The 13,736-nt window shown below is 34.2% G+C and carries 11 protein-coding genes; 6 read left to right on the top strand and 5 right to left on the bottom strand.

Translation table 11 applies throughout. The features are described 5' to 3' along the window. Positions 1 to 291 precede the first annotated feature (291 nt). The 4 genes from SD960_RS13290 to guaA all read right to left on the bottom strand — a co-directional run bounded on the left by SD960_RS13290 (position 292) and on the right by guaA (position 6,378). Positions 292 to 693, bottom strand: a complete 402-nt coding sequence (locus tag SD960_RS13290) for an OsmC family protein (RefSeq protein WP_318803821.1) — start codon at positions 691 to 693, stop codon at positions 292 to 294. Further along, complete coding sequence (locus SD960_RS13285; RefSeq protein ID WP_318803818.1) at positions 693 to 2,783, bottom strand: LysM peptidoglycan-binding domain-containing protein; 2,091 nt, start codon at positions 2,781 to 2,783, stop codon at positions 693 to 695. Before SD960_RS13285 ends, SD960_RS13290 begins: the two co-directional genes overlap by 1 nt. Positions 2,784 to 2,878: 95 nt before the next feature. Continuing rightward, on the bottom strand, positions 2,879 to 4,786 hold the full coding sequence (locus tag SD960_RS13280; protein ID WP_318803817.1) for a LysM peptidoglycan-binding domain-containing protein: 1,908 nt from the start codon (positions 4,784 to 4,786) through the stop codon (positions 2,879 to 2,881). A 62-nt stretch (positions 4,787 to 4,848) separates the two neighbouring features. Then, positions 4,849 to 6,378 (bottom strand): glutamine-hydrolyzing GMP synthase, encoded by a 1,530-nt coding sequence (gene guaA / locus SD960_RS13275; RefSeq protein ID WP_042563209.1) that lies wholly within the window; start codon positions 6,376 to 6,378, stop codon positions 4,849 to 4,851. A 236-nt stretch (positions 6,379 to 6,614) separates the two neighbouring features. Between guaA and SD960_RS13270 the strand changes: the two genes are divergently transcribed. Further along, positions 6,615 to 7,142, top strand: a complete 528-nt coding sequence (locus tag SD960_RS13270; protein ID WP_318803814.1) for a hypothetical protein — start codon at positions 6,615 to 6,617, stop codon at positions 7,140 to 7,142. A gap of 190 nt (positions 7,143 to 7,332) precedes the next feature. After that, the gene (locus SD960_RS13265) at positions 7,333 to 9,069 is read left to right on the top strand and encodes a thiamine pyrophosphate-dependent enzyme (protein WP_318803812.1); all 1,737 of its coding nucleotides are present in this window, start codon (positions 7,333 to 7,335) and stop codon (positions 9,067 to 9,069) included. An 85-nt stretch (positions 9,070 to 9,154) separates the two neighbouring features. On the opposite strand, the gene SD960_RS13260 is transcribed toward SD960_RS13265, so the two are convergent. After that, on the bottom strand, positions 9,155 to 9,862 hold the full coding sequence (locus tag SD960_RS13260; RefSeq protein ID WP_318803810.1) for a hypothetical protein: 708 nt from the start codon (positions 9,860 to 9,862) through the stop codon (positions 9,155 to 9,157). Positions 9,863 to 10,155: 293 nt separating this feature from the next. Between SD960_RS13260 and SD960_RS13255 the strand changes: the two genes are divergently transcribed. The 4 genes from SD960_RS13255 (at position 10,156) to SD960_RS13240 (ending at position 13,492) form a co-directional block, all read left to right on the top strand. Further along, positions 10,156 to 11,082, top strand: a complete 927-nt coding sequence (locus SD960_RS13255; RefSeq protein WP_318803809.1) for a J domain-containing protein — start codon at positions 10,156 to 10,158, stop codon at positions 11,080 to 11,082. Beyond that, entirely contained in the window at positions 11,075 to 11,380 is a 306-nt protein-coding gene (locus SD960_RS13250; protein WP_318803806.1) for a chaperone modulator CbpM, read from the top strand. The genes SD960_RS13255 and SD960_RS13250 overlap by 8 nt, the downstream gene beginning before the upstream one ends. A gap of 315 nt (positions 11,381 to 11,695) precedes the next feature. Continuing rightward, positions 11,696 to 12,079, top strand: a complete 384-nt coding sequence (locus SD960_RS13245) for a RidA family protein (protein ID WP_318803805.1) — start codon at positions 11,696 to 11,698, stop codon at positions 12,077 to 12,079. A gap of 180 nt (positions 12,080 to 12,259) precedes the next feature. Then, a complete protein-coding gene (locus SD960_RS13240) occupies positions 12,260 to 13,492 on the top strand; it encodes a voltage-gated chloride channel family protein (RefSeq protein ID WP_318803803.1) in 1,233 nt (410 codons plus the stop codon). Positions 13,493 to 13,736: the final 244 nt, after the last annotated feature.

Here is a 13,736-nt window from a genome sequence, read left to right as displayed (position 1 = left end):
ACATCTTTAATTTTGAATAACAAAAAGATTATTATCTGGCTTTTTTTTAAGTAAATCATTGTGAGAGAGGATGATAATTTAAAAAAATTAATAAGTGTATCTTTTGCATTTTTTACGCATTAATCTGCATTTTTTTTGCATAACAAAATTACTCCAATTAGTTCTTTATAACTAATATCCCGCAATGAAAATTTTGTTAATTCTTGATTTCTCAGCTGAAAAACAAAAAAAAATCTATTGTCATAAAAAAACCGTCAATTTCTTGACGGCTTTTAAATTGTATTTTTGATATTATTTCCAGTTGAAGGTAATTCGTTTTTCAATATCCGAATTTAAACTTAAAAATACCGGACAAGTCATTCCTGCACGTTCAAGAATAGTTCTGTCTTTTTGATCAGCTACACCTTTCAATTCAAAAACAATTTCGATTGCACCAATTCTTCTTGGTTCGGCATTCATTATTTTAGTTACTTCTGCTGTAGAATCCTGTAAATCTATGTTCATATCACGGGCTTTAATTCCCATAATGGTAAACATGCAGCTTGCTAAAGCATTGGCAACGGTATCTGTTGGAGAAAAAGCCTCTCCTTTTCCGTTATTATCTAGTGGTGCATCCGAAATAATTTCGCTTCCTGATTGCACATGAATTGATTTTGTTCTTAAATCGCCTAAATAGGTTACTTTCGATGTCATTAATTTGCTACTTTTAAAGTTAAGTCTGAGTCGTAATATAAAATGTAAACACCTTTGTTTGCGTGTCCTCCATCATCTTTTTTATAATATTGAAATTTATTGTCAACTTGTTCTGTTGTCATTAAATCTGTCGTTTCCTGATACGTTTTTCCTTGTACCAAACGCATCATCGTATCAAAAGTAACATCAAAACCACGAGTGGCATACGAATTTGGATTCACTTTATTTTTCAGTCTGTATTCTTTTTCAAAAATTAAAACTGGCTGCTCATCACTTTCACGAGTTACAGAAGGATACATTAAATTTAATTTCACTAAATTTTCAAAATTAATTTCATCTGTGTCAAGTGTACTGTTTGGCTCTAAAATCACCAATTGAACCTGACAGGTTTTTTGAGCATCGATTAAAGCTTTTATAGTCGTTTTAATCATCGCTGTATTTGCCGTTTCCATTACAACATAATTAAGTCTGTTTGGCAATAATAGACTTTTTAAATTCGCCACATCCAACCCTCCGGTTTCAGACAATGCTGCAAACATAACTCCTTTTTGATTTTGCTTGATATAATTTATAACCGATTCTTTTTTCTTGTCTACAACAGCAACAATGTTTCCGTTTTTATTTCGCATATAATCAAACATAGCGCTTCTAACCACGTCGTTTGTTGGTATTGACTGATATAAATTATCAATTGGATTTGCCGTATCTTTTGATAACGGTGAAATTACGGGAACATTATACAAACGCAATGAATTAGCGGCAGCTTCAGCATTACTTTGATAAAACGGTCCGATAACTGCATTTGCATTTTGCAGTTTATTTTGCGAAATCAGGCTCGAAATATTCGACGTGTTTTTTGTTTCCTGCGAATCGTAAATAGCAACATCAATTGGTAACTTTAAAACTTTAGCCGAATCGATTGCCATCATTGCACCTGAGTAAAAATCAAGTGTCATATTCAAAAACTTATCCTTTTTTAAGCGAGTTGCTGTACTTGTTGTGTCATTTTGCATTTTAGCAATATTAAAAGGCAATAGCAAAACCACTTTTTGACGTTCTGTTTGTCCTCTTTTTTTAGTTAATTCCACTACTTCCGGATTAACAGAAACTTCTTCAGATTTTACTTTTTCAAGAATTCTAATGCCTCCGCCTGTATTTTCAACTGGCTTATCAGCCGTTTTTTCAACCGATTTTTCAATTACTGGCTGTTGTTGTGCAATAATTGGCACTGGAGCCACATATCCAGAGGGTACTTTTAAAACCATTCCTTCTTTAACACCTTCAGAAAGCGACGGGTTTAATTCCGTTAATTCTTCCTGAGTAATGTGAAATGTATGTGTTAAACTATAAAAAGTTTCTTTTGGTTTTACCTGATAATCCATGTAAGTAGTCCCTTTTTTAGCAGTTTCTGAAGGTTTTGCAACAGTAGTTACAGCCGCAGCCGAAGTTTCTGTTTTTGGCGCCGTACCTTTTATCGTTAAACGGTAGCCAACTGGCAAACTTGTTACAATTTCGGGATTACGTTTTTCTAAATCCTCAACTGTGGTTTTATATTGTTTAGCAATAGAATACTTCGTTTCTTTTGCTACAACATCATGATAAACATATTTTTCGGCAGTAGAAGATTTTGCTGATTTTTCTGTTTTTGCTGTTACTGATTTTGCTGCTGATCCTTTTGAAGGAATAACAAGCGTTTGCCCAATTTGCAAACCATTTGTAACCAGAAACGGATTTGCAGCTTTTAAAGCTTCATCAGAAACACCATATTTTTTTTCTATTCCAAATAAGGTTTCTTTTGGCTGAACTTCGTGCGTTTTACCATTTTCTGAAACAACATTTTTAGAAACAGATTCTGCTTTAGCTACTGTTTTTCCCGCTTTTGTTGGAATCAACAAAACAGAGTTTGGCGAAATTCCGGAACGTGCGTCAGGATTTAATGAATAAATATCATAAGGCGTAACCTTAAATTTCTCTGCAATCTGATTGATGGTTTCTCCAGCAGAAACTTTATATTTTACCACTTTCTCCTGCGAAAAGGCCGAAGTGTTAATAAAAAAAACGAGAGATAATAATGCTAAATAATATTTCATAATATGGCTAAAACAATTTAATTTTTAATTCAAAAAACAAGATACTAATTTTGCTTAAAGCAAGATTCGGGCCAGTGTTAATTTTTACACAATAATTATCTAAGATCTATTTCGGCCTTAGCGATAATGATGTTTTTATATAACTCATCTTCTTCTCTTTTCTTGCATTGATATAAAACTTCTTCCATATTTTGATACTTATCGGAGTAAACATAATACGAAAGACTGTTTATATTAAAGAAAAAACTAGCATTAAAATCACCAGAGTCAATAAGTTGCATAATTAACTTATCTCTTGGCGCTGCATCGGTAAATATACCTAAAACTAAGTAATAGCCATTTGAAACTTCTTTAAGATTATCAAAAACTTCAATCTTTACATTTTTTGCATTTTTCAGCGGGTTTTCTTTCAATTCCTGTCTCATTTCTTCTACCGAAACTGATTTAGAAACTACTGCTGAATTCTCTTTATTCTGATTTTTAATCGCCTCATCCTGGTATTTTTTCAGTTTAATTAAAGCTACTTTATCATCAAACTTTCTGGCTTCCATGCTATAATAAGAAGCTTTACTGATATGACGTTTTATTTCGATTGTTTTTTGAGTATCCAAAGAATCAATTTTAGAAATCAGCAATTGATTTTGGGCATCGCCTTTTTCCTGCTCAATTTTATATCTTTTTATTTCGTCAAGCGAAAGTCGTTGCTGCAATCCGGTTTTGCTGTTATTTTTTTCGCTTTCGCGGATTTTCTTCTTATACTCCTGATTTTCCTCAACAGCGATTCTTTCTACTTTATTCATTAAACCGGCATATGCTTTTCTATTTTCAGCCAGCTCTTTCTTTAATTGAGAAGATAATTCATTTGTTTTTCCGATGCTTTCATACGATTGTTTTTCTAATCGTTTTGACTGGTCAATATTTAAAACATCCATTCTCTTCAATTCGACCAAATCATCATTCATTGTATTTACCAGTGAATCTAATTTTGCCATTAAAATATCCTGCACATTTTTATTTGCTTCTAAAACCAACCTCAGTTTTTCGACCGAATTATCCTTAGAACCACTCATATCGTCCAGATTCAACTTCAGATCATTAATTTTTATAATTTTCTGGTTCATTTCTTTCTGAACGACCAATCTGTCTTTCAAATCATCAATTTCAACCGTTTTGGCTTTTGTTTTTTCGACAACAACTTGTTTTTCGGCAAGAGCCAGCATCAATTCTTCACTCTCGTTTGCCGGTTTTATTTCTTTTGTATTGATGGCCAATTTATTGCCAACAACCAATCCGTTTACAATTTCTGGATTTTGAGATTCTAACTGATCAATCGAAATCCCGTATTTTTTGGCAATCGAAAATTTGGTTTCCTTTGGTTCAACGACATGAAAAACAGTTTCCTGATTTATTACACGAACTCTGCCATCAAGCGTTTTTCTTTTATTGGGAATTGCAATTGTCTGACCAATCTGCAGTCCGTTTTGAAGTAAATCTTTATTTAAAGTTTCCAGATCCTGAACCGAAACATTGTATTGTCTGGCAATGCTAAACAAAGACTCTTTTGCCACAACCAAATGGGTTGCTTTTGAAGAACCTGTAATTTCAGTTTTTGGAGAATTTGAAGTTTGCGGAATAACTAATTCCTGACCAATCTGAAGTCCGTTGGCAAGAATTGAGTTTGCATTTTGAAGCGCTTCTACAGAAATGCCGTATTGTTTTGATAAACCAAAAAGAGTTTCTTTTGCACCAACAATATGTGTTGTTTGGTTTTGGTTTGGTTTTTCTGCAGCATGAACCGGAATTTTAAGAATCTGGTTGTCTTTTATTCCGCTTTGCGACTCGGGGTTGAGTTTGTAAATTTCATCAACAGAAACCTTATACTTTTGGGCAATAAAATAAGCCGTTTCTCCTTTTTGAATTTTGTGTTCAATAATTGAATCTTGTGCAGTTATTTTGTTAAAAGACAAAATAAACACAAGAGAAATCGTTAAAAGTTCTCTCATAAATAGTAGGTTATAAAAAATTAAGGCCTTACAAATGTAAGACCTTAATTTTAAAAATGGTACTATTCCCACTCAATTGTTGCAGGTGGTTTTGAACTTATATCGTAAACTACACGATTCACGCCTTTTACCTTGTTGATAATATCGTTAGACACTTTCATCAGGAATTCATAAGGCAAATGAACCCAGTCAGCAGTCATTCCGTCCGTAGACTCAACAGCTCTAAGCGCTACTACTTTTTCATAAGTACGCTCATCGCCCATCACACCAACAGAATTTACGGGAAGCAAAATTGCTCCAGCCTGCCAAACTTTATCATATAATCCCCAAGATTTTAATCCGTCGATAAAAACAGCATCAACATCTTGCAGGATTTGAACTTTCTCCGGAGTAATATCTCCAAGAATTCTTATTGATAATCCTGGTCCCGGGAAAGGGTGTCTTCCTAATAATTCAGGATCTATTCCTAAAGTAGCACCAACTCTGCGAACTTCGTCCTTAAACAACATTCTAAGCGGTTCTACAATTTTTAATTTCATATAATCCGGCAATCCACCCACATTATGGTGAGATTTAATAGTTGCCGATGGTCCTTTTACAGAAACCGATTCGATAACGTCTGGATAAATAGTTCCTTGCGCCAACCATTTTACATCTTCGATTAAGTGTGATTCATCATCAAAAACTTCGATAAATACACGACCAATTGTTTTACGCTTGGTTTCAGGATCGCTTATTCCGGCCAATTCACCTAAGAAACGATCTCCGGCATCTACTCCTTTTACGTTCAATCCCATTCCTTTGTATTGATCTAATACATTTTGGAATTCGTTTTTACGAAGCAAACCGTTATTTACAAAAATACAGTATAAGTTTTTACCAATTGCCTGGTGTAATAAAACTGCAGCAACAGTAGAATCTACTCCGCCAGAAAGTCCTAAAACAACTTTATCGTTTCCTAATTTCTCTTTTAATTCTCCCACCATTTCTTCAACAAAAGCATTTGGTGTAAAGTTTTGAGGAACTTCGGCAATTTTTACCAAAAAGTTCTCCAGCATTTTTGATCCATCTGTAGAATGAAAAACTTCTGGATGATATTGAATAGCATAAGTAGTTTCGCCATCAATTTTATAAGCTGCATATTCTACATCATGAGTGCTGGCCAATTTTACAGCATTGGTTGGCAAAGCTTTGATACTATCGCTATGGCTCATCCAAACCTGGCTGTTTTCTGAAACGCCTTCAAAGAAAGTTTCATTGTCTTTAATATAAGACAAATTAGCTCTACCATATTCTCTGGTGTTTGAAGCTGCTACTTCACCTCCGCTAAAATGCGCTAAATATTGTGCTCCGTAACAAACTGCCAACATTGGCAATTTGCCTCGAATTTGAGATAAATCAGGATGTGGAGCATCTTCTGCACGAACAGAAAATGGGCTTCCTCCTAAAATTACGGCTTTATAAGGTGATAAATCACTAGGAAAGTGATTGTAAGGGAAAATTTCGCAGAATATATTTAATTCGCGAACTCTACGCGCAATAAGCTGTGTATATTGCGATCCGAAATCTAAAATAAGTACGTTGTGTTGCATGCGCAAAAATACTTTTTATATTCGAAATTGAAAAATCGGAACCGCGAAAAAAAATATTTTTTTTTCACAGTTCCGATTTTAGGTTCAAAGGTTCTGAGTTACAAAGGTTCAAAGGTTTTTAAAATTGAAGATTTGCAAGATTTTTCCTTTGAACCTTTGAGCCTCTGCAACTCAGAACCTCAATACTAAAATCCAACTTTAGAAAAAATTCGTATCTAAGAAAAACCAACTTAAATATGAAATCAAAACTAATTGCCTTAACCCTTTTATTGCCTTTATTTTTAACTTCCTGCGATGCGCTTGACGATTTACTGTCATTTACAATTTCAAACGAAACTTCGATACAGATAAAAAGTACCTCACCTATTAATTTACCTACGGAAATTGTTACGCCGGATGTTACAACAAATTCGTCGGCTGAATTTAAAAACAATAAAACGGAAGCGGGTTTGGTGAAAGATGTAAAATTAAAATCGCTCAACCTAACGATTACAAGCCCTGACGGAAAAACTTTTACATTTCTAAAATCTATTCACCTTTATATTTCAACCACAGATTCTGATGAAATAGAATTGGCCTACCTTGATGATATTAATTCAACAACCAATATGATTGAGCTAATGAGCACCAACGCCAGATTAGACAAATACATAAAAGCTGATAAATATAAAATTAGAACACAGGTTACCTTAAAAGAAACATTGACAAAAGATGTAACCGTAAAAGCAAATATGAAGTTTGGAGTGACTGCGAATCCTTTTTAAAAGGCACAAAGTTACAAAGCGACAAAGGTTCAGAGTTTAAAAGTGTAGTGGCTTTTACAGCTTTGTTCCTTTGAACCTTTGCCCCTTTGAACCTAAATAAATGTAGATTATAAAATATAATTCTTTAAATATAAAACAAACCCAATCGAAATGAGTGTTACCTTTAAGAGGAATTCTAAAAACACATTCGATGAGTAAAATAGTTGCAGAACAATTAGTTGAAATGTTGGTAGAAGCCGGAGTAAAACGTGTTTACGCAGTTACCGGTGATAGCTTAAATCATTTTAATGATGCGATACGAAGAAACGGAAAAATAAAATGGATTCATGTTCGCCATGAAGAAGTAGGTGCTTATGCAGCTGCTGCCGAAGCCGAATTAGACGGTTTTGCTGTTTGTGCAGGAAGTTGCGGCCCGGGACATGTTCACTTAATTAATGGTTTGTATGATGCGCATCGATCCCATGTTCCCATGTTGGCCATTGCTTCAACAATTAATACGAGCGAAATGGGAATGGATTATTTCCAGGAAACCAATACCATTAAACTTTTCGACGATTGCAGTTGTTATAATCAAATGATTATGACGGCTGAACAAGCTCCAAGAATCATACAAACTGCCATACAACATGCCTTAGGCAAAAAAGGTGTTGCTGTTATTGGCTTACCCGGCGATGTTTCTGAATTAAAAGCGGTTGAAAGCAATATATCGACTCAGTTTTTTCATTGTAATCCCGTGATTCGCCCATCTGATAATGAATTACAGCATTTAGCAAAAGCCATAAACGAGAGTACAAAAATCACTTTATTTTGCGGAATTGGAGCTGAAAAAGCACACGATCAGGTGGTGCAATTATCACAACATATTAAGGCACCTGTAGGATATTCTTTTAGAGGAAAAATGAGCATTCAGCCTAATAATCCTAATGAAATTGGAATGACAGGTTTACTTGGACAGCCTTCTGCCTATCATAGTATGCACGAATCAAATTTGGTATTATTGTTAGGAACTGATTTTCCGTATGATAAATTCATGCCGACTGATAATAAAATCATTCAAATCGACACCAGCACCGAACGTTTAGGAAGAAGAGCCAATCTTTATATGGGATTATGTGGTGATGTTGCCGATACTATTAAAGCTTTATTGCCCTTGCTGGAAAACAAAACAGATGATGCTTTTTTAGAAGCTCAGCTTAAATTGTACAGCGTTGTTAAGGAAAACATGAATACTTATATTGAAGACAATGGCTCGGAAGATACTATTCAACCAGAATACGTTGCTCATATTATCGACAAACTGGCTAATAACGATGCAATTTTTACAGTAGATACCGGAATGACCTGCGTTTGGGGAGCCCGTTTTATTAAGGGAACCGGAGAACGAAAAATGCTGGGTTCTTTCAATCACGGATCAATGGCCAATGCAATGCCAATGGCTATTGGAGCCGCTCTCGCACATACTGAAAGACAAGTTATTGCCATGTGTGGCGATGGTGGTCTATCTATGCTATTGGGGGATTTAGCAACAATTCATCAATATAATATTCCGATTAAAATTATTGTTTTTAATAATCGCGCTTTGGGTATGGTAAAACTCGAAATGGAAGTTCAGGGATTGCCCGATAACGAAACAGATATGACTAATCCTGACTTTGCTTTAATAGCTCAGGCAATGGGTTTTCAGGGAGTAAACGTGCATAAACCCAAAGAAGTTGAGCAAGCGATTGAAAATGCATTTCGTCATAATGGTCCCGTTTTACTAAATATTTTTACAAATCCGAATGCACTCGCAATGCCTCCAAAAGTTGAATGGGAACAAGTTGTGGGTATGGCAAAATCGATGACAAAATTAATGCTCGGCGGAAAAATGGATGAAGTTTTAGATACTATTAAATCAAATTACAAACATTTGAAAGAAGGCCTATAAGGTTCAAAGCTGCAAAGTAACAAAGGTTCAGAGGTTTCAAAGTACAGCGCTTTGTTCCTTTGAACCTTTGTCGCTTTGAGCCTTTTTATTCTTTCGTAACAACAATCGAAGCTTTAAAACCTGCCGCCAGATTGTTCCAATAGTCATTGGTTATTAAGGCTCCTTTATCATCGTACACCTGAATTTCTGCGGTGTTTCCTCCTAATGTTCCAATGTTCAAGGCTTCAAAATCGAGTTTATTAAAACCATTAACAAGGTCAATTTTTACCTGTTTAAAACTGGCATCAAGAAATAATTGATCTGCAATAACTCTATCATTGGATGAAACTCTGACCAAATCACCATCAATGGCGCCAAAATCCCTGAATTTCACAATAAAATATTCCGATTTTGTTCTGAAATCTCCAAGAGAAATGTTTTTCTTAACCAATTCGCCTCTTCCTTCTTTTAGTCCGGCATCTTTTAGGGCTTTATCCAGTTCTTTCTCCATTTTTGGCACATAACGATCGCCGGGATTGGCAAAATCTGTTTCAGTCGACATGGTGAATTTGCTTTTTTCTTCTCCAATCTGAAATTTTGATTTTGGAGTTATGCTTGTATTATCAAAAACGTTGGGTGTTTTTATACTCGGAATATCTGAATTTTCTCCCTGAGGATCTTTTACTTCAGGAATTTTCTTTGGTTTTGCACTAAACTTTGGTGCAGGAATACTTTTGTATTTAGTACTAAATTCAGTTTGTGCCGACATTGCTGCGGCAGTAAAAAATAATATGAAAAATAAAATATGTTTCATTGAAATATTATTATCGAATCGGCTTTTAAAATTTATAAACCCAAAAAGTAGCTTCACAAAAATAGCATAATTTAGTTAGGCTCTACAGCTTTAAGATTTTTATAACAATATATTAGGCTAATTTTTGGAAACAAAAAACCTGCCAGAAATTAAAATTCGTAAATTTATTTCAAAATGAAATTGAAGTTCAGAATGAAGTGTTTAACTTCAAAAATAAAACTATAGTGTTTTGAAAATCAGCAACTAATTCCTAACTTCAATATATTAATTTACTTCATTAAAAAATTTAGAAAATGGATTATATAGATTATTATAAAACATTAGAAGTTACAAAATCGGCTACTGAAGCCGAAATTAAGAAAGCGTATAGGAAATTAGCACGAAAATATCATCCCGATTTGAATCCGAATGACAAAGAAGCGGAGAAAAAATTCAAGGAAATCAACGAAGCAAATGAGGTTTTAAGCAATCCCGAAAATCGAAAAAAATACGATAAATACGGAAAAGACTGGCAACATGCAGACGAATTTGAAAAAGCGGGTTACGACCCCAATCAACAGCGTTCAAGACAACAAAGCAGTTCTGATTTTTCGGGTGGAGACTTTTCTGGCTTTGGCGGCGATTTTTCGGGAAGCGATTTTTCAGATTTCTTCAATTCCATGTACGGCTCTTCAGGAAGAAGTTCCAGAGGTCAGGCAAAATACAGAGGCCAGGATTTCAATGCCGAATTACAATTGGATTTGGCGTCGGCATATACCACACACAAACAAAATTTGGCCGTGAACGGAAAGAATATCCGAATTACAATTCCGGCCGGAGTAGAAAATGGTCAGATTATAAAAATCCCCGGTCATGGCGGACCTGGCGCAAACGGTGGCCCGAATGGCGATTTGTATATTACTTTTAATATCGAAAATAATTCTGATTTTAAACGAGAAGGAAATAATTTATACTCAGATGTTGATCTTGATTTGTACACCGCAATTTTAGGCGGAGAAGTTTATGTCAATACTTTTGATGGAAAAGTAAAAATTAAAGTTCCTGAAGAAACACAAACCGGAACAAAGGTGAAACTGAAAGGAAAAGGATTTCCGGTGTATAAAAAAGAAAATCAATTTGGTGATTTATACATCACTTATAATGTAAAAACACCAACAAAATTATCTCAGAAAGAAAAAGAATTATTCGCAGAATTAGCTAAAATCAGAAATCATGAATAGTAAAAATTTAATCCAGATAAAACAATTTTGTACTTACCACGAAATTGAAAACACCTTTATAACAGAGTTGAATAATTATGGTTTGGTTGAAATTATTATTCAGGAAGAAGATGAATATTTACAGCCGGAACAATTGCCTGCTATAGAAAAAATGATACGAATGCATTATGATCTCAAAATCAATCTGGAAGGAATTGATGCCATTTATCATTTGCTGAATAAAATCGAGCTATTGCAGCAAAACTTAACAGCAACACAAAACAAACTACGCCTTTTTGACCAGCACCAAATACAGTAATCATTTTTTGCCACAGATTGAAAGATTTAAAAAGATTTTCTTTCTTTATTTTCTAAAATTAAAAAGCTAGCAATTCGTGAAAATTAGTGAAATTCGTGGCAAAAATTTAAACAAATAAATAATCAATAAAATCATTTAATCTGTGGCAAAAAAATTAAATTAACTACTCAAAATATCACAAAAAAGAATAATTTCTGAAATGATTTCAAGTAAAACCAACTTTTTTCAGTTTCATATTTTATAAATTGCAACGGAATTAACTAACCCGAATTTGTTTTTAAAATTGAGAAAAACGATTCAGAAAAACATAACAAAATGAAAAGAGAAAACATCTTGACAGGATCACCATGGGAAGATAAAATGGGATATTGCCGCGCCGTAAGAATTGGTAATATTATCGAAGTTTCAGGAACTGTGGCAATTGTTGATGGCGAAAAAGTAAAAGCTGACGATGCTTATGCTCAGACGTATAATATTTTGGAACGTGTTGAAAAAGTGCTGGAAGATTTGAATGTCGGAATGAAAGATGTAATCAGAACCCGTATTTTTACGACCAACATTTCAACTTTTGAAGATGTTGCAAGAGCACATTCTGCTTTTTTTAAAGATGTAAAACCTACAACCGGCTTTTATGAAATCAGCAAACTGGTTGCTCCTGAATATTTAGTTGAAATTGAATTTACAGCTGTTGTTCAGTAATATTTTTTTAGCCACGAATTTCACGAATTTTCATTAATTATTTTTTTTTACTACAACTTATTATTTTGTGAAAATTTGTGCAATTTGCGGCTAAACCTTTTTGATTATTTTTTCAATTAAAAAGCCATTAATTCGTGAAAATTAGTGAAATTCGTGGCAAACTTTTCCATTAAACAATTAATGACTTCTCAAAAACCAAAAGAAATATTCCTGAACACTTTCAAATGGATTTTGATCTGTGTTTTGATAGGTGTTTTTTCAGGATCTGCGTCGGCATTTTTTTTAGTTTCTTTAGAATTTGTTACTCAATTTAGAATTCATCATGACTGGATTATCTGGCTTTTGCCTTTCGGCGGATTATTAGTTGGATTGAGTTATTATTATTGGGGAGAATCGGTTGTAAAAGGCAATAATTTATTGTTGGAAGAATATGAAAATCCGCAAAAAGTAATTCCGTTCAAAATGGCTCCGTTAGTTCTTTTCGGAACTTTAATTACTCATTTATTTGGAGGTTCTGCAGGCCGCGAAGGTACGGCTGTTCAAATGGGCGGTGCGATTGCAGATCAGTTCACAAAAATTTTCAAACTAGATAACTCCGAACGCAAAATTCTAATTATTCTCGGTATCAGTGCTGGTTTTGCATCTGTTTTTGGAACACCGTTGGCAGGTGCTATCTTTGCTTTAGAAGTTTTATACTTCAGCAAAATAAATCTCAAAAGCATTATTTTATCTTTTATAGTCGCATACGCCGCTTATTTTACGGTAGAATTCTGGCAGGTAAAACATACGCATTATAGTATTCCTGAGGTTCCACAAATCTCAATTTCTACCTTATCTTATACTATTATAATTGGTGTTTTATCTGGACTTGCTGCTTTATTATTTTCGAGAAGTACGCACTTTTGGGGTTCGCTTTTTTCAAAAATTAAATATCCTCCTTTACGACCTTTTATTGGCGGAATCATTTTGGCAATAGCCATAGCCGGTTTTGGCTTTACAAAATTCTCAGGATTAGGAGTTCCGGAAATTGTCGATTCATTTTCAAATCAAAACCAATGGTATGACTTTTTACTCAAGATATTATTTACTGGATTTACATTAGGAGCCGGATTTAAAGGTGGCGAAGTAACTCCGTTATTCTTTGTAGGTGCCACTTTAGGAAGTGCCTTATCTGTAATTATTCCAATGCCAATTGCAATTTTGGCAGGTTTAGGGTTTGTAGCCGTATTTTCGGGCGCGACCCACACGCCTATCGCCTGCACCATTATGGGACTAGAATTATTCGGTCTTCAACCCGGAATTTTTATTGCAATTGCCTGTACAGTTGCCTATTTTTCGTCGGGTTCTTTGGGAATTTATAAATCTCAGATTGTTCCAAAAAATAAATTCCAATTTTTAAATTCCAAAATCTAATAGCAAACGAAATTCCAAAAAAATAAATTCCAAATTCCAAAACCTTCGAGGATCTCTGTGAATTCTTTGAGAATCTCTGCGGAATAACTAAATAAATCCGCCCAAATCCGTGTTTTCGCTTTAACGAATCCGTTTCATCCCCGTTCCATTTAAATTCCAAAAATTAAATTCCAAATTCCACAATCCAAAACTCATATCTTTTAATTAATAACTTCTAACTTTATAAAATATGATTTCAACATTA

The sequence above is a fragment of the Flavobacterium sp. MMLR14_040 genome, from assembly GCF_033657265.1.
In the GTDB taxonomy this organism is placed as follows: Bacteria; Bacteroidota; Bacteroidia; order Flavobacteriales; family Flavobacteriaceae; genus Flavobacterium.
This window is presented reverse-complemented; position numbering and strand designations above follow the sequence as displayed.

Coding starts and splice junctions, on each gene's coding strand:
- SD960_RS13290 (WP_318803821.1), bottom strand. CDS start 693: ATGACATCGAAAGTAACCTATTTAGGCGATTTAAGAACAAAATCAATT.
- SD960_RS13245 (WP_318803805.1), top strand. CDS start 11,696: ATGAAAAGAGAAAACATCTTGACAGGATCACCATGGGAAGATAAAATG.
- SD960_RS13285 (WP_318803818.1), bottom strand. CDS start 2,783: ATGAAATATTATTTAGCATTATTATCTCTCGTTTTTTTTATTAACACT.
- SD960_RS13250 (WP_318803806.1), top strand. CDS start 11,075: ATGAATAGTAAAAATTTAATCCAGATAAAACAATTTTGTACTTACCAC.
- SD960_RS13280 (WP_318803817.1), bottom strand. CDS start 4,786: ATGAGAGAACTTTTAACGATTTCTCTTGTGTTTATTTTGTCTTTTAAC.
- SD960_RS13240 (WP_318803803.1), top strand. CDS start 12,260: ATGACTTCTCAAAAACCAAAAGAAATATTCCTGAACACTTTCAAATGG.
- SD960_RS13265 (WP_318803812.1), top strand. CDS start 7,333: ATGAGTAAAATAGTTGCAGAACAATTAGTTGAAATGTTGGTAGAAGCC.
- SD960_RS13260 (WP_318803810.1), bottom strand. CDS start 9,862: ATGAAACATATTTTATTTTTCATATTATTTTTTACTGCCGCAGCAATG.
- SD960_RS13270 (WP_318803814.1), top strand. CDS start 6,615: ATGAAATCAAAACTAATTGCCTTAACCCTTTTATTGCCTTTATTTTTA.
- guaA (WP_042563209.1), bottom strand. CDS start 6,378: ATGCAACACAACGTACTTATTTTAGATTTCGGATCGCAATATACACAG.
- SD960_RS13255 (WP_318803809.1), top strand. CDS start 10,156: ATGGATTATATAGATTATTATAAAACATTAGAAGTTACAAAATCGGCT.